Origin of the sequence: Pseudomonas kilonensis, from assembly GCF_001269885.1 — a bacterium.
Taxonomy (GTDB): domain Bacteria; phylum Pseudomonadota; class Gammaproteobacteria; order Pseudomonadales; family Pseudomonadaceae; genus Aquipseudomonas; species Aquipseudomonas kilonensis.
The window spans coordinates 429299-450235 of record NZ_LHVH01000035.1 but is presented as its reverse complement, the minus strand read 5'-3'; the positions used below and the strand labels follow the sequence as shown (position 1 = coordinate 450235).

The window sequence follows — 20937 nt, the reverse complement described above, 5'->3', positions numbered from 1 at the left end:
CTTTTGTTACTTTCACGCAGGATGTGGGGCCAATCGCGTCCCGCGCAGGATTTGGAGTGGAAAAAAACCACCTAAACCGCGTGTTTGAGAACCATTGGCATTGGTCATTGCCCATGGGCAGGTCATAATGCCCGGCGCCTACCACCTTGCAGAGTCTAGGGAGTCAGCTTGTCAACGCCTGTCGAACCCTTGCGTTTGCTGTTATTGGCCGAAGAGCCTGCGTGGTCAGCAATTTTGCGCGAGTGCCTGGTGCCCTTGGGGCCCTCGGTCGTGTTGATCAGCGCGCCGAGCTGGGAGTCCGTCAGCAGCCTGTTCGAAGACAATCGCAACGCGGTGTTGCTGACCGTTGCGACGTTGCAACCGGCGCCGGGTCGTTGCAGCCTGCCGACCATCCTGTTGCTCGAACACGAGCCGGCGGCTGCCCCCGACGGCGTCAGCGACTGGCTGGTGCGCGACGTGCTCGACAGCGCGACCCTGCGTCGTTGCCTGCGCCATGTGCGCGAACGCGGCGTGCTGGAAAACACCTTGCAGCGCCTCGCCGAACAGGACCCGTTGACGGGCATTGCCAATCGCCAGGGTTTCCAGACGCTGCTGGCGGCGCGCCTGGCGGAAAACGACGGCCGTGGCCTGGCGCTCGGTCACCTGGACCTGGACAACTTTCGTCACGCCAACGACGCCCTCGGCCACCAGGCCGGTGACCGCTTGATCCTGCAAGTGGTGTCGCGGCTCAAGAGCTCGCTCGAGGCCGGCGATCAATTGGCGCGATTGGGCAGTGATGAATTCGCCCTGTTGATCGACACCCGCCGCGCACCACAGCGGGCCGAGTGGATGGCCGAGCGTATTACCGAAGCTTTGGCCGAGCCCTACTGGGTGGACGGTGAAAGCCTGCTGATCGGCTGCAGCCTGGGCGTTGCCCACGCCCGCGCCCAGGCCGGCGCCGATCCACTGATGTGGCACGCCCATATCGCCATGCAGCAGGCCAAGAGCACCCAGGGCTGCACCTTTCATATCTTCAACGAGCGCATCAATCGCAATGCCCGCAGCCTCGCCGACCTGGAAAGCGAGCTGCGCCGGGCACTGCGCCGTGACGAGTTGGAACTGCATTACCAGCCACGGCTGAACCTCGATGGCGGCCACATCGTCGGTCTCGAAGCCCTGGTGCGCTGGCGTCACGGCGAACGTGGCTTGCTGCCACCCAGTGAGTTCGTGCCGCTGGCCGAACAGAGCGGCCTGATCGTGCCGTTGGGCTACTGGGTGATTTCCCGCGCGCTGCGGGACATGCAGGCCCTGCGCGAGCGGGGGCTGGCGCCGTTGCACATGGCGGTCAACCTGTCGTTCCGGCAGTTCCAGGACAGCCAGTTGCTGCCGACCCTGAGCCGGTTGATCGCCGAGCGGGGTGTCGAGGCCCAATGGCTGGAGTTCGAACTCACCGAAACCGCCGTCATGCGCCGTAGCGAGCTGGTCAAGCAGACCATGGATGCCCTGGGCCGCCTGGGAGTGCGCTTCTCCCTGGACGACTTCGGTACCGGATTCTCCTCGTTCGTGCACCTCAACAGCCTGCCCATCGCCCTGCTCAAGATCGACAAGAGCTTCGTCGGCGGCATGGAGCAGCGCGAAGAGAACCGCAAACTGGTGCACGCAATGATCAACCTGGCGCACAACCTCAACCTGGAAGTGGTGGCCGAAGGTGTGGAAACCCGGGAGCAACTGGACCTGCTACGCGGTTTCGGTTGTGACCAGGTGCAGGGTTTCCTGATCAGCAAGCCGTTGCCGTTGCCGGAGTTGGTTGAGTACTTGACCTTCGAGGGTGATCAGCAGTCGATGCTGGAAATCAGCTGACTCAAAACCCTGTGGGAGCGGGCTTGCTCGCGAAGGCGGTGGGTCAGTCGATATATGTCTGGCTGATACACCGCCTTCGCGAGCAAGCCCGCTCCCACATAGGGAATCTCAGTCGGCTTGGATGCTTTCGAAACGCCTCAGCCCAGGCTCACTGCGAATCATCCGCTTCATCTTCCATTCAAACGCCGCCGTCAGGCTCACGGCCGCGCAGGCCAGCCCCAGGGCCAGGCCCCACCAGACACCGGTCGGTCCCCAGTTCAGGTGGAACGCCATCCACCACGCCGCTGGCGCGCCGATCAGCCAATAGCAACCCAGACCGACCAGGAAAGTGGTCTTGGCGTCCTTGAGCCCGCGAATGCAGCCCATGGCGATGGTTTGCGTGCCATCGAACAGCTCGAACCACGCCGCCACCGCCAGCAGGCTCACGGCCAGGTTGATCACATCGCGAAACGCCGGGTCGTCGTGGTCCAGGAACAAGCCGACCAATGGATGGGGCAGCAACCAGAACACCATGGCGAACGCCAGCATGGCGGCCGCGCCAAAGCCAATCCCGACCCGACCCGCCAGGCGCGCCATCAGCAACTGCCCGGCGCCATAGTGATGGCCGATGCGCATGGTGATGGCGTAGGACATTCCCGCCGGCACCATGAACGCCACCGAGACGATCTGCAGCGCGATCTGGTGGGCTGCCAACGGCGTGCTGCCCATGGTGCCCATGCACAGCGCAGCGAACGCAAACAGCCCGACCTCCACCGCGTAAGTGCCGCCAATCGGCAGGCCCAGGCGCCACAGCTCCTTGAGGTACTGGCGATTGGGCCGCGACAGGCCGTCGAGCAGCGGATAGGCACGGTAGGCCGGGTGCCGATGGATATGCCAGGCCAGCGTCAGGGCCATGCAGTTGGCGACGATGGCCGTGACCAGGCCGATCCCCATCAAGCCGAGTTTTGGCAGGCCGAACATGCCGGTGATGAGCGCGTAGTTGAGCAGGAAGTTGGCCACCGTCCCGCCGAGGCTGATCACCATGACCGGTGTGGCCCGGCCGATGGCACTGGTGAAGCCGCGCAGGGCCATGAAGCTCAAGTAGCCGGGCAGGGCGAATGGCAGCGCCAGCAGGAACTGTCCGGCGGACAGCACGTTGGTTTCGGTCTGGCCGAACATCAGCAGCACCGGCTTGAGGTTCCACAACAGCAACCCGGCCATCAGCGCCATCAACCAGGCCAGCCACAGTCCGGCTTGGGTCAGCCGGGTGGCGCCTTCGACATCGCCTGCGCCCTGGCGGATCGCGACCAGGGTGCCTACCGCGGCGATCACGCCGATGCAGAAGATCGATACGAACGAATAGGTGGCCGCCCCAAGCCCACCGCCGGCCAGGGCTTCTGGGCTCAGGCGTGCCATCATCACGGTGTCGGTGAGCACCATCAGCATGTGCGCCAACTGCGAGGCAATCAACGGCCCCGCCAGCCGCAGGATGGCCCAGAGTTCGGTACGCACTGGATGCCGCATGATCATCACGCTCCATGTTCAAACAAGGCAGTAAAGCAACGATTCTCGGCGCTCTCGGCGGATTGCACAAAGGGATAAAAAAGATCGCTGGCATGATTAAAACTCATGCTGGATGGGTTTCTGGTAGGGTTTGCGAACAACGCCATGGAGCTTCTGCGATGCCTCGTCGTCTTCCTCCTCTTTATGCGCTGCGGGCATTCGAAGCCGCGGCGCGCTACAGCTCGTTCACCCGGGCCGCTGAAGAGCTGTCGATCACCCAGAGCGCCGTCAGCCGGCACATTCGCACGCTGGAAGATCACTTTGCCTGCCGGCTGTTCCTGCGCAGCGGCCGTAACCTGCAATTGACCGAGGCGGCGCGGTTGTTGTTGCCGGGCGTACGTGAGGGCTTCATGGCGCTGGAGCGCGCCTGCCATACCTTGCATGGCGAGGATGGCATCCTGCGCATGAAAGCGCCTTCCACGCTGACCATGCGCTGGCTGTTGGCGCGCCTGAGTCGCTTTCGGCATTTGCAGCCCGGCAACGAGGTGCAACTGACCAGTGCCTGGATGGACATCGACTCGGTGGACTTCAACGTCGAGCCCTTCGATTGCGCCGTATTGTTGGGCAACGGGCATTTTCCGGCGGACTGGGAGGCCAGTTTGCTGTTTCCCGAGGAATTGATCCCGGTGGGCGCGCCGAACCTGCTGAACGACCAGCCTTGGGATGTGGCGCGGTTGGCCAGCGCTGAATTGCTGCACCCCACGCCGGATCGCCGGGACTGGCGCAATTGGCTGCAACGCATGGGCCTGTCTGACAAGGTCTCGCTCAAGGGGGGCCAAGTGTTCGATACCCTGGAGCTGGGCATGATCGCAGCGGCACGCGGCTATGGGGTTTCCATGGGCGACCTGCTGATGGTGGCCGAGGACGTCGCTCAGGGGCGCCTGAGCCTACCCTGGCCGACGGCTGTCGCCAGCGGTGAACACTATTACCTGGTCTGGCCGAAAACCCGACCGGGAGGTGAACGTTTGCGCCGACTCAGCGACTTCCTCCAGGGTGAGGTGAAGGCCATGCAATTGCCCGACGTGCAGCGTTTGGGCTAAAACGTTGCAGTTGCTGTGATAGCCAATTGGCATTAATCCTTCCAAGCCGCTCAAGTATTTGGTTTTGCCGCCGAATGTGTGGGGATGGAACCTTCGTGCAGAAAGGACCAACTTACACCTCACTCGAAAAATGCCGAGCGTGCGAGCGTGATCAGGATGATCCGGTCTCTCGGCCAGGAGCCGTCATGTCTCAACCCCGTGCCCGGATCGCCTCACAGCTAGGCCTTGCCCTCGCTGTGATATTGGCGATCGTGATCTCCGGCAGTACCGTCTTCGCCCTGCGTTCGCTGGACGCTGCCAACCTCGCCACCCGTGAAGAACACCTGGCCAGCGAAGCGCGTCTGATGGCCGATCAGCTCAATACGTTCCACGGCACCTTGCGCGAGAGCACGCAGCGATTGGCCGGTCTGTTCGAAAAGCGCTTCAGCGCGGGCCTGACCGTGCATCCAGACCAGCCGGTGACGGTGGCGGGCGTACAGACCCCAGGCTTGAACCTGGGCAGCGAAGTGTTGAATAACAACTTCAAGGAAGTGGATGACTTCAAGGCGATGACCGCCGGGGTTGCCACGGTATTCGTGCGCAGCGGCGACGATTTCATCCGCGTCAGTACCTCCGTCAGTAAACAGGACGGCACGCGGGCCATTGGTACCGTGCTCGACCGCGCCGGTCCAGCCTACGGTCCGGTGATCAGCGGGCAGAGCTACATCGGTCGAGCCTTGCTTTTTGGACGCTTCTACATGTCGCAGTACACGCCTGTACGCGACAGCGGCGGCAAGATCATTGCCGTGTTGTATGTAGGCTTCGACTACACCGATGCGCAGAACGCGCAGTTCGAGAACCTCAAGCGTTTCCGCATCGGCCAGACCGGTTCGCTGGCATTGTTGGATGAACAAAACAAATGGCTGGTGCCGCCGGCGGGCGTACAGGCGCTGGACAACGCTACTGCGGCCATCACGGGCTTGATCAAAAAACCGGGCAAGGGTGCGTTCTGGGACGACACCGCGGAAGCGTTCTACAGCGTCGCCGTACCGTTCGAAGGCGGGCCATGGGCCGTGGTGGCGAGCATGCCGAAAACCGAGATTCGCGCCGTGACCTGGAGCGTCGGTACGCAATTGGCCATTGGCAGCCTGCTGGCGATGTTGTTGGCGGTCGGCTCGGCAATGTGGTTGTTGCGTAGCAAATTGGCTCCGCTTGGGGACCTGGTACGCCAGGCCGAAGCCTTGGGCGCCGGCGACCTGAGCGTGCGCCTGAACGTGTCGAGCCATGATGAAATCGGTCAGTTGGCCCGTGCCTTCAACCAGATGAGCCAGGCCTTGTCGACCATGGTCGAGCACATCCGCAAGGCCTCCCAGGAGGTCAACAGCCGCGCCCAGGCGCTGTCCGGGTTGTCCAGCGGGGCGTATGAAGGCATGGAGCAGCAATCCGGCGAAATCACCAGCATGGCCGGCGCGGTGGAAGAGTTCAGTGCGACCTCATTGAACATTGCCGACAACATGGGCAACACCGAGCGCCTGGCCCAGGAAAACGCCCAGCAAACCCGCATTGGCCGGACCTCGATGGACGAAGCGTCGTCGTCCCTGGAGCAAATTGCCGGTGCGCTGAACAGCACGGCCACGGTCATCAACACCCTGGGCCAGCGTTCCCAGGAAATCGGTGGCATCGTGGGTGTGATCACCTCGATCGCCGAGCAGACCAACCTGCTGGCCTTGAACGCCGCCATCGAAGCTGCCCGCGCAGGCGAGCAGGGCCGTGGTTTCGCCGTGGTGGCCGATGAAGTCCGCAGCCTGGCTTCCCGCACTCGCCAGGCCACGGACGAAATCTCCAGCATGATCAACAGCATCCAGCAGGAAACCGGCAATGCCATCAGCACGATGGAGCAGGGCAATGTGTTGATGCAGGAAGGCCTGTCGCGCAACGCCAACGTAGCCACGGCCTTGGCCCGCATCGATGAGCAAAGCCGCTCGGCCGGCCAGCAATTTGCGGCGATCACCACCGCCACCCAGGAACAAAGCAGCACCGCGACCCTGCTCAGCAGCAACCTGCAAAGCATTGCCATGGCCAACAGCGAACAGCGCCAAGTGGTCTCGAACCTGGCACTCACCGCCAAGGAACTGGAAAAACTGGCCCAGGACCTGCGCCAAGAGGTTGATCGGTTCCGCTGAAGCGTCCCGTCACGAGCAAGTTCACCCATACCCCTGTGGGAGCGAGCTTGCTCGCGATGACGGCTGCCCAGCCAACATCATCTCAATCTGACCCACCGCTATCGCGAGCGAGCTCGCTCCCACAAGGGAATTTGCGGTGATCCCGCTCCTGGCGTCCGCCCGGAATCAGTGTGGGGGCGGGCTTGCTCGCGAAGGCGGCTCTCCAGCCACATCTCTGCTCACTGACCCACCGCTTTCGCGAGCAAGCCCGCTCCCACAAAAGCCCCATTCTTGTGAATCTCCCTTTTTAAGGATATTGCTGTTTTTAAGCTTGCTGAAACGTTTCTTCAAGTCTATAAAAACCGCACAACTCCAATAAAAGGTCGTGACCATGACTCCGCTCAAACTCCTCGTTACCCTTGGCGCCTTGGGCGCTGCCTCCCAGGCGATGGCTTGGGATTACGTCCTGCTGGATACGGATAAAGCCGCCCAACCCTGGCAAATCACCAGCCAGCAACTCGGGGTGAAAACCGACAAGCCCTTTTCCGTGACGATGCGCACCCTGCACGGCGGCCGGCAGGAAGGCGTCAGCATCGTCGACATCGACAATGGCACCCTGAAACTTTCGGTCGTCCCGACCCGTGGCATGAACGTGCTGCAGGCTTCGGTCGGGAAGGTGCGCATGGGTTGGGATTCGCCCGTCAAGGAAGTGGTCAATCCGGCGTTCATCGAACTCAACGGCCGAGGTGGGTTGGGCTGGCTCGAAGGTTTCAATGAGCTGGTCACCCGTTGCGGCTACGAGTGGGTCGGCCATCCCGGCATGGACAACGGTGAGCTGCTGACCCTGCATGGTCGCGCCGCCAATATTCCTGCCAACAAAGTCACCTTGCACATCGACGAAAAGCCGCCCTACGCCATCACCCTGCGGGGCGAGTTGAAGGAGCAGGCGTTCAAGAAGGTCGATTTCTCGGTGCAGACCGAACTGGTCACCGAACCCGGCAGCGTGACGTTCGCGCTCAGCGATACGCTGACCAACAACGGCGATTATCCGAAGGAATACCAAGCGCTCTACCACAGCAACTTCAGTACGCCGTTCCTGGAGCAGGGCGCCCGTTTCGTGGCACCGGTCAAGCAGGTTTCGCCGTTCAACGACAAGGCCAAGGGCGATTTGTCCGATTGGCAAACCTACCGGGGCCCGACCAAGGATTACGACGAAACCGTCTACAACGTCGTGCCATACGCTGACGCCAAGGGCGACACACTCACCGTGCTGCACAACAAGGCCGGTAGCCTCGGTGTGTCTGTGGGCTTCAACACCAGCACGCTTCCGGTGTTCTCCCTGTGGAAAAACACCGATACCCAGGGCCAGGGCTACGTGACCGGGCTGGAGCCAGGCACCAGTTTTTCCTATAACCGCCGGTATCAGCGCCCCCTGGGTCTGGTTCCTACCATCGCGCCGAAAGAGCACAAGCAGTTCCAGATCCACTACAGCCTGTTGGCGGACAAGGGCGCAGTGGATAAGGCGCTCAAGCGCATCGACGCCATCCAGAACGGTCAGAAAACCGAAGTCCGGGAAACACCGTTGGTGGACCTGAGCAAACCATAAGGCGGTTCAGGGGTTAGTCGGCCGATACTGCAATGCTTCGGCCAGATGCTCGCGGCGGATACACCCCGCTTGCTCCAGGTCCGCCAGCGTCCGGGCGACCTTGAGCAAGCGGTGGGCGGCACGCAACGACAGGGTCAGCCGTTCGCAGGCGGTTTCCAGCCAGGTTTCATCGGTTGTGGATAACTTGCAATGCTGACGCAACCCCGGCAGATCGAGGAAGGCGTTGGCGCAGCCCTGGCGCTTGTGCTGACGCTCCCGGGCCTCGGCCACCTGCTCGGCGACCGTGGCGGTATCGTCTCCGGATTCGCGCTTGGGGTTCAACGCCGTGGCTTCCCGGGCGACGGTCAGGTGCAGGTCGATGCGGTCCAGCAGCGGTCCGGAGAGTTTGTTGCGGTAGCGCTGCACCATGTCCGGTGTACAGCAGCAGCGTCCGCTGGGCTCGCCAAGATATCCACAGGGGCAAGGATTCATTGCCGCCACCAACTGGAAACGCGCCGGGAAGCGTACTCGGTCACGGGCGCGAGACACCACGATGTGTCCAGACTCCAGCGGCTCTCTCAAGACCTCCAGTACCCTGCGGTCAAATTCCGGCAGCTCATCCAGAAACAGCACGCCATGGTGGGCGAGGGTGATCTCCCCTGGCTGCGGCTTTGACCCGCCACCCACCAGCGCCGGGCCGGAAGCCGAGTGGTGTGGTTGGCGAAACGGGCGTTGCGGCCAGTGGCTCAACGGTATGCAACTGGCCACCGACTGGATGGCCGCGACCTCCAGGGCTTCGCTTTCGGCCAACGGTGGCAACAGCCCTGGCAAACGGCTCGCCAGCAGGGTCTTGCCGGTGCCCGGTGGCCCACTGAACAGCAGGTTATGAGCCCCCGCGGCGGCAATCAGCAAGGCCCGCTTGGCCCCGGCCTGGCCTTGTACTTCATTCAGGTCGGGGTAGGGCTTGCTGGCCGAGAGCAGTCCATTGGAAACGAACGGCTCTACCGGCGTGTGGCCGTTGAAATGCGCCACCGCTTCGAGCAGATGGTCCACGGCGATCACCTTCAGCCCCGAGGCCAGGCAGGCCTCCTCGGCATTGGCCCGCGGCACCACCAGCATGCGCCCGGCCTTGCGCGCCGCCAGCGCCGCGGGCAATACCCCGCGCACCGGTCGTACCGCGCCGGACAAGGCCAGTTCACCAAGGCATTCCACGTCGTCCAGCGTCAGCGTTGGCACCTGCACGCTGGCCGACAGGATCCCCAGGGCGATGGCCAGGTCGAAGCGTCCGCCGTCCTTTGGCAGGTCTGCCGGCGCCAGGTTCAGGGTGATGCGTCGTGCCGGGAAGTTCAGCCCCGAATTGATGATCGCGCTGCGCACCCGATCCTTGCTTTCCTTCACCGCCGCCTCCGGCAGGCCAACCATCGTCAGCGACGGCAAGCCATTGGCCAGGTGGACTTCAACGGTAACAGCAGGAGCCTCGACACCTACTTGGGCGCGGCTGTGGACGATGGCAAGCGACATGAATCATTCCTTGAGTGAATAGGGCGCCGCGTCCTGCGGCTCTGGAAGGTTAGTCGTGGGGACGAACTTGGGCGCGGAAATTGATGGGGGAAAATTTGGCAGGATGTTTCGAGGGCAAGTGACAGCCAAGGGGCGGCAAGCGGGATGCGGTAGCCGATACCACCGCCTCACCTGGCCACGCAAAATGCCCGGGAAGGACCCTCTGCTAGACTGCGATTTGCCCAGTCGGCACTTGGCGGTATCAACGGCACAACGAGGAAGTGGCCATGAACGATCTGCTGGCGCTGTTAACCGACAAGCGCTTCATGCCCCACGGGCATTGCTACATGTGGCGTCCGGATCTGCTGTGGACCAATGTGATCGCCGATGGCTTGATCGCCCTGTCCTACGTCACCATCCCCTTCACCCTCCTGTACTTTATCCACAAGCGCAAGGACGTGCCGTTTGACTGGATGCTCGCGGCCTTTGGCGTGTTTATCCTGGCCTGCGGGACCAGCCATGTGATGGAGATCCTGACCATCTGGCAGCCCTATTACTGGCTGATGGCGCTGGTCAAGGTGATCACCGCGATTGCCTCGGTGATTACCGCCATCCTGCTGGTCCGGCTGGTGCCGGCGGCCCTGAAGATCCCCAGTCCGCAGCAATTGGCCAAGGTCAACGACGAGTTGCGCGAGGCACAGGCCGAACTGGTCACCACCGCGCGCCGGGCCGGCATGGCGGAGATCGCCACCAATGTGCTGCACAACGTGGGCAATGTGCTCAATAGCGTGAATGTGTCAGCCCAGGTCCTCTACGAGAAGGTGCATACGTCCAAGGGGCCAGGGGTGGCCAAGGTCGCTCAGTTGATGAAGGAGCATCCCGATGATCTTGGTGACTTCATCAGCAGCGATCCGAAAGGGCGCGCGCTACCCGACTATCTCGACAAGCTGGCCGACGCGCTGGCCGTCGAGCAGCAGGGCATGATCGCCGAGTTGGCGCAGTTGACCCGCCGAATCGACCACATCAAGGAAATCGTCGCCACCCAGCAATCCTACGCCGGCAACGCCAGCGTGCTGGAGCCGGGCTCGTTGCGAGAGCTGGTCGAGGATGTCGTGCGCATTTGTGATGTGTCCCTGGCCCGCCACCACATCACGCTGATCAAGGAATTCAGTGATATCCCGCAAATGCCGCTGGACAAGCACCGAGTGCTGCAGATCCTGGTCAATCTGATCAACAACGCCAAGCAGGCGCTGGACGCGGGTACGAACCGGCCGCCGCAGATCATCCTGCGCCTGAAGACCATTGACGATGAGCGCGTGCGGGTCGAGATCGAGGACAATGGCGAGGGGATTTCGCAGGACAATCTTGCGCGGGTGTTCGAGCACGGCTTCACCACGCGTGTCGACGGTCACGGCTTTGGCCTGCACAGCTGCATCCTGGCTGCGCACGAGATGGGCGGCGATCTGACCGTGCAGAGCGCCGGGCCGGGCAGGGGCGCGGTGTTTATCCTGGAGCTGCCGCTGGCACTGGCCCCGTCTCAACACGCTGCGAGTGGTTGAGTGGCCCGCAGGGGTTGCTTATTGCTGGGCCGGAGCCAGTCGCGCTTCCAGCTCGGCAACCTTGGCCTCCAGGCTTTCAAGCCGCGCCCGGGTCCGGGCCAGCACGACCATCTGACTGTCGAATTCTTCCCGGCTTACCAGGTCCAGCTTGCTGAAGCCGCTTTGCAGCAGGGCTTTGAACTGGCTTTCGATTTCGCTTTTGGGCAGCGGCGTGTCACCGCTCAAGATACGGGAGGCGTGGCCGCTCAGGGCGTCGAGGAGGTCTTTGGGCGCAAGCATGTGCAGGTGTCCTGGAAACAATGGCGGGCAGTGTATCACGCAGTGTCTATAGTCAATTCGCAAGCAAGGGATGCACGCTTTTCGCGCATGAGGCCGGGCGTCGCTGCACTGTTGTTGTGCGTATCGCTGCGGTTCATGGCGCAGTGCGCGTCGAGCAGGTGGCCAAGAGACTGAAATCAGAGGGTTTGGGTGCAGATGGCAAGGTTTCTGCTTAGAGGCTGATGACCCATGCACTGATGCAGTCGCTGTGACGAATGCAGTGCAGCAGGCGGAACGGGGAGTTTCGCCAGGATCGGTTAACTGGCACCTGTCGGGCAACTTGGGCCGACGACGCGTTACAAAGCCAGGCACTGCGCTTAGACTTGAGTCGGGTTTGTTTTCCTGGGGCAAGTCCACCAATTCGGGAGAAAGTTTCATGAAGCTAGTCACTGCCATCATCAAGCCGTTCAAGTTGGACGACGTGCGCGAGTCGTTGTCCGAGATCGGCGTGCAGGGCATTACCGTTACTGAGGTCAAAGGCTTCGGTCGGCAGAAAGGTCACACCGAGCTGTATCGTGGCGCGGAGTACGTGGTCGATTTCCTGCCCAAGGTGAAGATCGATGTCGCCATTGACGACAAGGATCTTGATCGGGTGATCGAGGCAATCACCAAGGCTGCCAACACCGGCAAGATCGGTGACGGGAAGATCTTTGTGGTCAATCTGGAACAGGCTATTCGCATCCGTACCGGCGAAACCGATACCGACGCCATCTAAGCCGCCAAACCCAACGCCCCAGGAGAAAACAATATGACTCTGCGTAAATTCGCAGGGCTAGGAGCCCTGTTGTCCTTCGCAATGCCTGGCCTGGCCATGGCAGAAGAAGCGGCAGCCCCAGTCCTGAACTCCGGCGACACCGCCTGGATGCTCACGGCAACGATTCTTGTACTGTTCATGACCATTCCTGGCCTGGCGCTGTTCTACGGCGGCATGGTTCGGTCGAAAAACCTTCTTTCCGTGATGATGCAGTGCTTTGCCATTACCGGTCTGATCAGCGTCCTGTGGGTCATCTATGGCTACAGCATTGCGTTCGACACCACCGGCATGGAGCAGGGCGTCGTCAACTTCAATTCCTTCATCGGCGGTTTCGGCAAAGCCTTCTTGGCGGGCGTCACGCCAGCCAGCCTGACCGGCCCGGCGGCGCTGTTCCCTGAAGCGGTGTTCATCACCTTCCAGATGACCTTCGCCATCATCACCCCGGCCCTGATCGTCGGCGCATTTGCCGAGCGGATGAAGTTCTCCGCCATGCTGATCTTCATGGGCGTGTGGTTCACCCTGGTGTATGCACCGATTGCCCATATGGTCTGGTCCGGCAACGGTGGCCTGCTGTGGGACTGGGGCGTGCTGGACTTCGCCGGCGGCACCGTGGTGCACATCAACGCCGGTATCGCGGGCCTGGTGGCGTGCCTGGTATTGGGCAAGCGCAAAGGCTTCCCGACCACGCCAATGGCGCCGCATAACCTGGGTTACACCCTGATGGGCGCGGCCATGCTGTGGGTCGGCTGGTTCGGCTTCAACGCCGGTTCCGCTGTCGCCGCCAACGGCACCGCCGGCATGGCGATGCTGGTGACCCAGATCGCGACCGCCGCGGCGGCGCTGGGCTGGATGTTTGCCGAGTGGATCACCCACGGCAAGCCAAGCGCACTGGGCATTGCCTCGGGTGTGGTCGCCGGTCTGGTTGCAATCACCCCGGCTGCCGGCACCGTGGGCCCGATGGGCGCCCTGGTCATCGGCCTGGCGGCGGGCGTGGTGTGCTTCTTCTGCGCCACCACCCTCAAGCGCAAACTCGGTTATGACGACTCCCTGGATGCCTTCGGCGTACACGGCATCGGCGGTATCCTCGGCGCGATCCTGACCGGTGTGTTCGCAGCTCCGGCACTGGGTGGCTTCGGCACCGTGACCGATATCGGCGCGCAAGTGTGGATTCAGTTCAAAGGCGTGGCGTTCACGGTGGTCTACACCGCGATCGTCACCTTCATCATCCTCAAGGTTCTGGACGCCGTCATGGGTCTGCGTGTCACCGAGGAAGAAGAAGCCGTGGGCCTGGACCTGGCCCAGCACAACGAGCGTGGTTACAACCTGTAAGCACGCGCAATAAAAAATGCCCGGTTCGCCGGGCATTTTTTTGCCTGGAATTTGTCATTGCTCACAAGGTGCAGTGGTTTTTCCGACGCCTTTTGTTGTGGATGCGACATGGGGTTTTATACCGCCAAAGGCTTACACCGAAGCAAGAATATTAGGCCCTTTGTTTTTTCCCTGAGCGCGCTAGAATGCGCGCCGAACGTGTGGAGATCTGTATGTGGCAACAGACGCTGATAACCCTGCAGGCAAGGCCCCGGGGCTTTCATCTGGTGACGGACGAGTTGCTTGCCGGCCTGCCTGAACTCCAGGCGTGTCGTGTCGGTCTGTTGCATCTGTGGCTGCAGCATACCTCGGCTTCGTTGAGCATCAACGAGAACGCCGATCCGGCGGTACGTCGAGACTTCGAACGATTTTTCAATCGGCTGATCCCACAAGGAACCGCCGACTATGAGCACAACGACGAAGGCTTGGACGACCTCCCGGCGCACTTCAAGGCCAGTGTGCTCGGTTGCCAGGTCAGCCTGCCGGTCACGGCAGGACGGCTGGCATTGGGTACCTGGCAAGGTGTTTATCTGGGCGAGCACCGCGATCACGGTGGTGCTCGTAAAGTCCTCGTCACCTTGTACGGTGAAGGGGCATAACCGCTGATTGCCGGCGGATATTGAATTTTTTCTGGCAGCCTTCGAACAGATGGCGAAGCTGGGCTATAACTAATCTGCTTTTCGCAAGTCATGAGGTAGAACATGAGCGACGATGATCTGGAAAACGACGACCTCGAAGTAGGCGACGAAGACGAGACCGAAGAAGGCCTTGAAGCGGCAGCGGAAGACGTTGCCGACGACGATGGGGCCGATGTTCCGGCACCTACCGCCAAAGGCAAGGCCAAGGCAGCCGTGTCGGTTGACGAGTTGCCGAGTGTAGAGGCCAAGAACAAGGAGCGTGATGCGCTCGCCAAGGCCATGGAGGAGTTCCTGGCCAGGGGCGGTAAGGTGCAGGAAGTGGAGGCCAACGTGGTCGCTGATCCGCCCAAGAAGCCTGACAACAAGTACGGCAGCCGCCCTATCTGAGTATCGGCTTCATTGCTTGCTGAAAAAGCCCGCCGTCGCTGCGGGCTTTTTCATGAGCCAGATAAAGTCTCGGACCTGTGGGAGCGAGCTTGCTCGCGATAGCGGTGGGTCTGTGGCATTGATGTTGGGGTGCCGCCGCCTTCGCGGGCAAGCCCGCTCCCACAGAGGTTGTAGGGCTACAGGGCGGGGGTTCAGTGCTGGCGATGCCACCCTGCCAATAACCCCGGCAGTTCGGTGAGGCTGCGGATTTCTGCATCCGGCGCGTGGTCGGCATTCCAGGGTTTGCCTGCCGGGTTGAACCATACGGCGCGCAGGCCGGCCTGTTGGGCGCCGGCGATGTCGTCGCCCGGGTGATCGCCAATGTGCACGGCGGTTTGCGCCGTGGCGCCGCCGCGTTGCAGGGCTTCGTGGAACAGCCGGGCGTCAGGCTTGGCGATGCCGATGTCTTCGGCGCACAAGGCGAACTTGAAATAGTCCGCCAACCCCAGGCGCCGCACGTCGGCGTTGCCATTGGTGACCACACCGAGGGCGAAATGGTTGGCCAGGATCTCCAGGGTGGGCTGCACCTCGGGAAAGACTTCGAGTTGATGGCGGGCGTGCAGGAACGTCTCGAAGGCTTGGTCCGCCAGCTCAGACGCTTGCCACTGATCGTAGCCGGCTTCCTGCAAGGCACGGAACAGCACCCGCCGGCGCAACGCACTGATGCGATGCTTCAGGCCGGGCTCTTCGCGCAACACCTGCTCGCGAATCGAAAAAAGATGCTCCACCGGCACGCCGCCCAGGTTTGGTGCGTTGTCGGTGAGCCATTGGCGGAGTATGGCTTCGGCGCTGGCGATCACCGGGGCGGTGTCCCACAGGGTGTCGTCCAGGTCGAAAGTGATCAGCTCGATGGTCATGATTCGTCGCCCTTGATGCGTTTGGCCCTGGGGTGGGCACTGTCATAGACCGTTGCCAGGTGCTGGAAATCCAGGTGGGTGTAGATCTGTGTGGTCTTGATGTCCGAGTGCCCCAGCAGCTCTTGAACGGCGCGCAGGTCCTGGGAGGACTCCAGCAGATGGCTGGCGAAGGAGTGCCGGAGCATGTGCGGGTGCAGGTTCTGTCCCAGCTCCCGTTCGCCGGCAGCTTTGACCCGCAACTGAATCGCCCGCGGGCCGAGACGTCGCCCCTGTTGGCTGACGAAGACCGCGTCGTCGGCAGGGTTGGTCAGCGCCCGCAGCGCCAGCCATTGCTCCAGGGCTTCACGGGCCTTGCGGCCAACGGGCAACAGGCGTGTCTTGCTGCCCTTGCCGAGCACCTGGACCATGCCATCGGCCAGGTCCAGTTGATCCAGGTTAAGCCCCGTCAGCTCTGAAAGCCGCAGGCCGGAAGAATAGAACAGCTCGAGAATCGCCTGGTCGCGCCGTGCCAGGAAGTCATCCTCGACGGCACCTTCAAGCAATTGCAGGGCGCGATCGGTGTCGAGAGTCTTCGGCAATCGGCGTTCGCCCTTGGGCGGCGCCAGGCCGGTGGCCGGGTCGTGATCGCACAGGCCTTCGCGATTGAGGTAGTGATACAGGCCGCGTACCGCCGACAGCAGGCGCGCCAGGCTGCGGGAGGATTGCCCCTGTTGATGCAGGCGGGCGATCAGGCTGCGCAAGCGTTGGATGTCCAGGGCCGACCAGCTGCCGATGTTCTGCTTCTGGCACCAGCCCAGCACTTTTTCCAGGTCGCGGCGATAGGCCAACAACGTGTGGGGCGACACCTGGCGCTCACTGCGCAGGTGTTCGCAGTAGGCGTCCAGTTGTCGTTCCATCATCCGCGTACCGAGCGCAGCGAACCGGCGACCCTTGGCAGCACCCGACCAGTGACTTCGGCGATGTAGCTCAAAAACAGCGTACCCACCGAACTCTTGTAGTGCTGCGGATCGCGGCTGGCGATGGCCAGCACGCCATGCACGCCCTGGTGGGCGATGGCGACGACGGCGGTGGAGCCGATCTGCTTGCGTTGTTCTTCGCCAAACAGGAAGTCCAGCTCATGTTCGCGCAGGCTGCCGCTGACGCTTTTGTCTTCCGTGAGCAGGCCGCCAATGGCCGTCTGCGCTTCGGCGTGGGTCACCCAGCGGCCCACCGGCATGGCGTTGTCACCGAACAGGATCAGGCTGACAAAGGGCACCTGGAAATCCTGGCGCAGGCTGTCTTCGACGCTCATGACCAGGTCTTCGAGGGTGTTGGCGTCCATCAGCGCCAGGATCAGCCGACGGGTCTTGTCGAAGAGTCGGTCGTTGTCCCGGGCCACGTCCATCAGGTGCGAAAGACGATGACGCATTTCGATGTTGCGCTCGCGCAGGATTTTCATCTGGTGCTCAACCAGCGACACGGTATCGCCGCGCCGGTGGGGGATGCGCATCGTCGCAAGCAGTTCTTCATGCTCGACGAAGAAGTCCGGATGAGCCTCCAGGTAAGCCGCCACAGCTGCGGTTTCTGGAAGGCTGGGGGATTCGTCGGGCTGTGGGGCTGGAACCTGTGGCTGGTCGGTCATGGGTTTGGCTCACTCAAAGACGAATTTGTCCTTCGTATACGCGCACTGCCGGGCCGGTCATCATCACCGGTTGGCCAGGGCCTGCCCATTCGATGGACAGGCGCCCGCCGGGCAGGTCGATCAACAACGGCGAATCCATCCACCCCTGGCTGATCGCAGCGACTGCGGCCGCACAGGCGCCGGTACCGCAGGCCTGGGTTTCCCCGGCGCCGCGTTCCCAGACGCGCAATTGTGCGCGGTGGCGGTCGATGACTTGCAGGAAACCGACGTTCACTCGCGCGGGGAAGCGCGGATGATGCTCGATTTTCGGCCCCAGCTCATGCACCGGGGCACTGTTGATATCTGTCACGCGCAGCACGGCATGGGGGTTGCCCATGGAGACCGCTGCCAGTTCCACCGTGGTGTCGTCGACATCCACCTGATAGCTCAAGGCCTGGGCAGGTGCCTGGAAGGGAATGTCCGCCGGTACCAGGCGCGGAGCGCCCATGTTGACGCCGATCTGGCCGTCGCTGCGCACATCCAGTTCGATGATGCCGCTCTTGGTCTCGACGCGGATCTGCCGCTTGGCGGTCAGGCGCTTGTCCAGCACGAAGCGGGCGAAGCAGCGCGCGCCGTTGCCGCATTGCTCCACTTCCGAACCGTCGGCGTTGAAGATCCGATAGCGGAAATCCACGTCCGGGTTATTGGGTGCCTCGACGATCAACAATTGGTCGAAACCGATACCGGTGTGCCGGTCCCCCCATTGCTTGGCGTGCTTGGGCAGGATGTGCGCGTGCTGGCTGACCAGGTCGAGGACCATGAAGTCATTGCCCAGGCCGTGCATCTTGGTAAAACGCAGCAGCATGGTCTTACTCCGGCAGCAGGCTTTCGCCGGCAAACAACTCGGCTACCGTCTCGCGGCGACGCACTTCAAATGCCTGATCACCGTCCACCAGCACCTCGGCGCAGCGGCCGCGGGTGTTGTAGTTGGAACTCATGACAAACCCGTAGGCACCGGCCGAATGCACGGCCAGCAGATCGCCTTCTTCCAGCGCCAGCTCCCGACCCTTGGCCAGGAAGTCACCGGTTTCGCAGATCGGGCCGACGATGTCGTAGCTGCGTGCCGCGGTGTCGCGAGGGCGCACGGCGGTGACGTCCATCCACGCCTGGTACAGCGCCGGGCGGATCAGGTCGTTCATCGCCGCGTCGACGATGGCGAAATCCTTGTGCTCGGTGTGCTTGAGGTACTCGACCTGGGTCAGCAGCACGCCGGCGTTGGCGACGATGTAGCGGCCCGGTTCGAACATCAGCGCCAGGTCACGCCCGTCGAGGCGCTCACGCACGGCCTTGATGTAGTCGGCCACCAGCGGCGGCTCTTCGTCGCGGTAGCGCACGCCGACACCGCCGCCCAAATCGATATGACGCAGGTAGATGCCGCAGTCGCCGAGGCGGTCGACCAGCGCCAGCAGGCGGTCGAGGGCATCGATGAAAGGCTCCAGGGTGGTCAGTTGCGAGCCGATGTGGCAATCGACGCCCAGCACTTCCAGGTTCGGCAGTTGGGCGGCGCGCACGTACACGTCTTCGGCGTCGGCAATGGCGATGCCGAACTTGTTTTCCTTGAGACCGGTGGAAATGTACGGGTGGGTGCCAGCGTCGACGTCCGGGTTCACGCGCAGGGAGACCGGCGCGCGGACGCCCAGCTCGGCGGCGACGATTTGCAGGCGCTCCAGCTCGTCGGTGGACTCGATGTTGAAGCAGTGCACGCCAACTTCCAGGGCGCGACGCATGTCTTCACGGGTCTTGCCGACGCCGGAGAACACGATCTTGTCGGCGCTGCCGCCAGCGGCCAGCACACGTTCGAGCTCGCCACCGGAGACGATGTCGAAACCGGCGCCCAGGCGCGCCAGGACATTGAGTACACCCAGGTTGGAGTTGGCTTTTACAGCGAAACACACCAGGTGCGGCATGCCCTCGAGGGCATCGGCGAACGTGCGGTACTGGGCTTCGATGTGAGCGCGGGAGTAGACATAGGTCGGCGTGCCGAAACGTTCGGCGATCGCGGACAGGGCAACCCCTTCCGCGAACAGCTCCCCGCCACGGTAGTTAAAAGCGTCCATGGCGTTCCCTTAGTAAGTGGTGTGGGTGTCGTGCGAGTGCGACTTGGATTGCGACGACTTGGCCTGTTCTGCTTGTTCTTCGGGAGACTTGCTGTCATCAGGCAGGTACAGCGGACCTTTTTGACCACAGGCTGTCACGAGGCAGGCAACCGCGACGAGCGCAGCAAGGGAAGAGATCAGGCGCTTCATGGCGAAATCCTTGAAAATGCTTTAATTGCGCCGGAGTATACCGGCCACCCGTCAGCTTGCCTATGCAACGGGGCGCCCGTCCGGCGGCGCTGGTGGTCGTCAGTGGGTATATCCTTTGCAATCGCCGGGAAGCGTCCGTATCTTGCGGCGCTTGAGCATGAGCAGACATTTTCGAGGTTGCCGCAATGAGTTTGACTGAAGCCCGTTTCCACGACCTGGTCGATGCGACCCAGCAAACGCTGGAGGATGTGTTCGATGACAGTGGCCTGGACATTGACCTGGAAATCTCCGCCGGTGTTCTCACCGTCAAGTTCGAAAACGGCAGCCAGTTGATTTTCAGTCGCCAGGAACCGTTGCGGCAATTGTGGCTGGCGGCGGTCTCCGGTGGCTTTCATTTCGACTACGACGAAGAAAGCGAACGCTGGATGTGCGACAAGAGCGAAGAGCAGTTGGGCGAGATGCTCGAGCGCATCGTCAAGCAGCAGGCTGGCGCGGAACTCGATTTCGAAGGCCTGTGACGGCGTGAGCCAGACAGCCCCGATACGGCCTCCCAAGCCGCTCTACAGCAACGTCAGCCCGGCCGTGCCGTCGCCGTGTACCGGCGTGTGCAAGCTGGATGAACAGAAGGTCTGCCTCGGTTGCTTGCGCCACGTGGAAGATATCCGCGAATGGCGCTCGGCCGACGACGAACGTCGGCGGGTCATCTGCGCCGAGGCGGCTAAACGCAAATCTCTGGTGTGATCGCCCACTGTGTGGGAGCAAGGCTTGCCTAGCAACCCTGTGGGAGTAAAGCTTACTCGCGATACAAGCGCCTCGGTTCCAGAGAGACCTCGCTGTATTCATCGCGGGCAAGCCTTGCTCCCACAATCCCCTCGCCACAGTAATTCTGCTCCCCATGACAATGGGTAGATTTGTCCCGAGTTGTTTATTTATTGAGCTGTGGTAGTGTCCAGCTACGCCTCCACTTATCGAGGCCCGTGAAAACCCCGCCTTTTTGTGGCGGGGTTTTGCTTTTTTTGTGCAGAAGAAAGGAGTCTGCCAGGATCATGACCGCACCTTCCATTACCCTTACCCGTCTGGACGTACAGCGTCTGGAACGCCTGATCGACAGCCTTGATGAAACGCTGCCGGGCGTGATTGCGCTGCAAACCGAACTGGATCGCGCCGAGAACGTGGTGGGCCACGAAGAAGTGCCTGCCGATGTCGTGACCATGAACTCGCGCGTGCACTGCCGCGAAGAAAGCAGTGGCAAGGACTATCACCTGACGCTGGTTTATCCACAGGACGCCAATGCCGACGAAGGCCGGATCTCGATCCTGGCGCCAGTGGGCAGTGCGTTGCTGGGCCTGAAGGTCGGCCAGCACATCGACTGGCCGGCCCCGGGTGGCAAGACGCTGAAGCTGACGTTGCTGGAGGTCGAGTCGCAGCCGGTCAATGGCGGCGACTGCGCGTTCTGAACCCGTC

At 62.2% G+C, this 20937-nt stretch carries 21 protein-coding genes; 12 read left to right on the top strand and 9 right to left on the bottom strand.

Annotated features, from left to right (window positions below):
* The first annotated feature begins 168 nt into the window (after window positions 1-168).
* Entirely contained in the window at window positions 169-1839 is a 1671-nt protein-coding gene (locus AD662_RS27465; RefSeq protein WP_018602594.1) for a putative bifunctional diguanylate cyclase/phosphodiesterase, read from the top strand.
* Between the two features lie 108 nt (window positions 1840-1947).
* Here the strand turns inward: AD662_RS27465 and AD662_RS27460 are convergent, their stop codons facing one another.
* Window positions 1948-3342: a NorM family multidrug efflux MATE transporter gene (locus AD662_RS27460; protein WP_053190091.1), complete on the bottom strand. Its 1395-nt coding sequence runs from the start codon at window positions 3340-3342 to the stop codon at window positions 1948-1950.
* Window positions 3343-3500: 158 nt separating this feature from the next.
* Between AD662_RS27460 and AD662_RS27455 the strand changes: the two genes are divergently transcribed.
* The 3 genes from AD662_RS27455 to AD662_RS27445 all read left to right on the top strand — a co-directional run bounded on the left by AD662_RS27455 (window position 3501) and on the right by AD662_RS27445 (window position 8168).
* Window positions 3501-4421, top strand: coding sequence for a LysR substrate-binding domain-containing protein (locus AD662_RS27455; protein WP_053190077.1), 921 nt, complete (start codon window positions 3501-3503; stop codon window positions 4419-4421).
* A gap of 185 nt (window positions 4422-4606) precedes the next feature.
* A complete protein-coding gene (locus AD662_RS27450; RefSeq protein ID WP_053190076.1) occupies window positions 4607-6583 on the top strand; it encodes a methyl-accepting chemotaxis protein in 1977 nt (658 codons plus the stop codon).
* Between the two features lie 370 nt (window positions 6584-6953).
* Window positions 6954-8168, top strand: coding sequence for an aldose 1-epimerase family protein (locus AD662_RS27445; protein WP_053190075.1), 1215 nt, complete (start codon window positions 6954-6956; stop codon window positions 8166-8168).
* A gap of 6 nt (window positions 8169-8174) precedes the next feature.
* On the opposite strand, the gene AD662_RS27440 is transcribed toward AD662_RS27445, so the two are convergent.
* Complete coding sequence (locus AD662_RS27440) at window positions 8175-9668, bottom strand: YifB family Mg chelatase-like AAA ATPase (RefSeq protein ID WP_053190074.1); 1494 nt, start codon at window positions 9666-9668, stop codon at window positions 8175-8177.
* A gap of 266 nt (window positions 9669-9934) precedes the next feature.
* On the opposite strand from AD662_RS27440, the gene AD662_RS27435 reads away from it, so the two are divergent.
* A complete protein-coding gene (locus AD662_RS27435; RefSeq protein WP_053190073.1) occupies window positions 9935-11206 on the top strand; it encodes a sensor histidine kinase in 1272 nt (423 codons plus the stop codon).
* Between the two features lie 18 nt (window positions 11207-11224).
* Here AD662_RS27435 and AD662_RS27430 read toward each other — a convergent pair whose 3' ends face one another.
* Complete coding sequence (locus AD662_RS27430) at window positions 11225-11485, bottom strand: accessory factor UbiK family protein (protein ID WP_018605561.1); 261 nt, start codon at window positions 11483-11485, stop codon at window positions 11225-11227.
* Window positions 11486-11900: 415 nt separating this feature from the next.
* On the opposite strand from AD662_RS27430, the gene glnK reads away from it, so the two are divergent.
* From glnK to sutA, 4 genes are all read left to right on the top strand, one after another.
* Window positions 11901-12239, top strand: coding sequence for a P-II family nitrogen regulator (gene glnK / locus AD662_RS27425; RefSeq protein ID WP_002555808.1), 339 nt, complete (start codon window positions 11901-11903; stop codon window positions 12237-12239).
* A gap of 33 nt (window positions 12240-12272) precedes the next feature.
* Window positions 12273-13607, top strand: coding sequence for an ammonium transporter (locus AD662_RS27420; RefSeq protein WP_053190072.1), 1335 nt, complete (start codon window positions 12273-12275; stop codon window positions 13605-13607).
* A gap of 212 nt (window positions 13608-13819) precedes the next feature.
* A complete protein-coding gene (locus AD662_RS27415) occupies window positions 13820-14245 on the top strand; it encodes a secondary thiamine-phosphate synthase enzyme YjbQ (RefSeq protein WP_053190071.1) in 426 nt (141 codons plus the stop codon).
* A gap of 102 nt (window positions 14246-14347) precedes the next feature.
* Entirely contained in the window at window positions 14348-14671 is a 324-nt protein-coding gene (sutA, locus tag AD662_RS27410; protein WP_014340827.1) for a transcriptional regulator SutA, read from the top strand.
* 191 nt (window positions 14672-14862) lie between these two features.
* Here the strand turns inward: sutA and AD662_RS27405 are convergent, their stop codons facing one another.
* From AD662_RS27405 to lptM, 6 genes are read right to left on the bottom strand one after another with little or no spacing between them, the layout of a single operon-like run.
* The gene (locus AD662_RS27405; RefSeq protein ID WP_053182972.1) at window positions 14863-15567 is read right to left on the bottom strand and encodes an HAD family hydrolase; all 705 of its coding nucleotides are present in this window, start codon (window positions 15565-15567) and stop codon (window positions 14863-14865) included.
* A complete protein-coding gene (gene xerC / locus AD662_RS27400) occupies window positions 15564-16463 on the bottom strand; it encodes a tyrosine recombinase XerC (RefSeq protein ID WP_053182969.1) in 900 nt (299 codons plus the stop codon). Before xerC ends, AD662_RS27405 begins: the two co-directional genes overlap by 4 nt.
* Entirely contained in the window at window positions 16463-17188 is a 726-nt protein-coding gene (locus AD662_RS27395; RefSeq protein ID WP_018605426.1) for a DUF484 family protein, read from the bottom strand. Before AD662_RS27395 ends, xerC begins: the two co-directional genes overlap by 1 nt.
* Before the next feature lie 13 nt (window positions 17189-17201).
* On the bottom strand, window positions 17202-18032 hold the full coding sequence (dapF, locus tag AD662_RS27390; RefSeq protein ID WP_053182966.1) for a diaminopimelate epimerase: 831 nt from the start codon (window positions 18030-18032) through the stop codon (window positions 17202-17204).
* 4 nt (window positions 18033-18036) lie between these two features.
* On the bottom strand, window positions 18037-19284 hold the full coding sequence (gene lysA, locus AD662_RS27385; RefSeq protein WP_018605421.1) for a diaminopimelate decarboxylase: 1248 nt from the start codon (window positions 19282-19284) through the stop codon (window positions 18037-18039).
* 9 nt (window positions 19285-19293) lie between these two features.
* Complete coding sequence (lptM, locus tag AD662_RS27380) at window positions 19294-19473, bottom strand: LPS translocon maturation chaperone LptM (protein WP_018605419.1); 180 nt, start codon at window positions 19471-19473, stop codon at window positions 19294-19296.
* Window positions 19474-19658: 185 nt separating this feature from the next.
* On the opposite strand from lptM, the gene cyaY reads away from it, so the two are divergent.
* From cyaY to rnk, 3 genes are all read left to right on the top strand, one after another.
* On the top strand, window positions 19659-19991 hold the full coding sequence (gene cyaY / locus AD662_RS27375) for an iron donor protein CyaY (protein ID WP_018605417.1): 333 nt from the start codon (window positions 19659-19661) through the stop codon (window positions 19989-19991).
* A gap of 4 nt (window positions 19992-19995) precedes the next feature.
* A complete protein-coding gene (locus AD662_RS27370) occupies window positions 19996-20214 on the top strand; it encodes a DUF1289 domain-containing protein (protein ID WP_018605415.1) in 219 nt (72 codons plus the stop codon).
* Between the two features lie 305 nt (window positions 20215-20519).
* Entirely contained in the window at window positions 20520-20930 is a 411-nt protein-coding gene (rnk, locus tag AD662_RS27365) for a nucleoside diphosphate kinase regulator (protein ID WP_014340819.1), read from the top strand.
* The last annotated feature ends 7 nt before the right edge of the window (window positions 20931-20937 follow it).

What these genes read in the sequence shown, in the direction of transcription:
- AD662_RS27460 (WP_053190091.1), bottom strand. Translation starts at nt 3,342, where the DNA reads ATGCGGCATCCAGTGCGTACCGAACTCTGGGCCATCCTGCGGCTGGCG.
- AD662_RS27455 (WP_053190077.1), top strand. Translation starts at nt 3,501, where the DNA reads ATGCCTCGTCGTCTTCCTCCTCTTTATGCGCTGCGGGCATTCGAAGCC.
- AD662_RS27450 (WP_053190076.1), top strand. Translation starts at nt 4,607, where the DNA reads ATGTCTCAACCCCGTGCCCGGATCGCCTCACAGCTAGGCCTTGCCCTC.
- AD662_RS27445 (WP_053190075.1), top strand. Translation starts at nt 6,954, where the DNA reads ATGACTCCGCTCAAACTCCTCGTTACCCTTGGCGCCTTGGGCGCTGCC.
- AD662_RS27440 (WP_053190074.1), bottom strand. Translation starts at nt 9,668, where the DNA reads ATGTCGCTTGCCATCGTCCACAGCCGCGCCCAAGTAGGTGTCGAGGCT.
- AD662_RS27435 (WP_053190073.1), top strand. Translation starts at nt 9,935, where the DNA reads ATGAACGATCTGCTGGCGCTGTTAACCGACAAGCGCTTCATGCCCCAC.
- AD662_RS27430 (WP_018605561.1), bottom strand. Translation starts at nt 11,485, where the DNA reads ATGCTTGCGCCCAAAGACCTCCTCGACGCCCTGAGCGGCCACGCCTCC.
- glnK (WP_002555808.1), top strand. Translation starts at nt 11,901, where the DNA reads ATGAAGCTAGTCACTGCCATCATCAAGCCGTTCAAGTTGGACGACGTG.
- AD662_RS27420 (WP_053190072.1), top strand. Translation starts at nt 12,273, where the DNA reads ATGACTCTGCGTAAATTCGCAGGGCTAGGAGCCCTGTTGTCCTTCGCA.
- AD662_RS27415 (WP_053190071.1), top strand. Translation starts at nt 13,820, where the DNA reads ATGTGGCAACAGACGCTGATAACCCTGCAGGCAAGGCCCCGGGGCTTT.
- sutA (WP_014340827.1), top strand. Translation starts at nt 14,348, where the DNA reads ATGAGCGACGATGATCTGGAAAACGACGACCTCGAAGTAGGCGACGAA.
- AD662_RS27405 (WP_053182972.1), bottom strand. Translation starts at nt 15,567, where the DNA reads ATGACCATCGAGCTGATCACTTTCGACCTGGACGACACCCTGTGGGAC.
- xerC (WP_053182969.1), bottom strand. Translation starts at nt 16,463, where the DNA reads ATGGAACGACAACTGGACGCCTACTGCGAACACCTGCGCAGTGAGCGC.
- AD662_RS27395 (WP_018605426.1), bottom strand. Translation starts at nt 17,188, where the DNA reads ATGACCGACCAGCCACAGGTTCCAGCCCCACAGCCCGACGAATCCCCC.
- dapF (WP_053182966.1), bottom strand. Translation starts at nt 18,032, where the DNA reads ATGCTGCTGCGTTTTACCAAGATGCACGGCCTGGGCAATGACTTCATG.
- lysA (WP_018605421.1), bottom strand. Translation starts at nt 19,284, where the DNA reads ATGGACGCTTTTAACTACCGTGGCGGGGAGCTGTTCGCGGAAGGGGTT.
- lptM (WP_018605419.1), bottom strand. Translation starts at nt 19,473, where the DNA reads ATGAAGCGCCTGATCTCTTCCCTTGCTGCGCTCGTCGCGGTTGCCTGC.
- cyaY (WP_018605417.1), top strand. Translation starts at nt 19,659, where the DNA reads ATGAGTTTGACTGAAGCCCGTTTCCACGACCTGGTCGATGCGACCCAG.
- rnk (WP_014340819.1), top strand. Translation starts at nt 20,520, where the DNA reads ATGACCGCACCTTCCATTACCCTTACCCGTCTGGACGTACAGCGTCTG.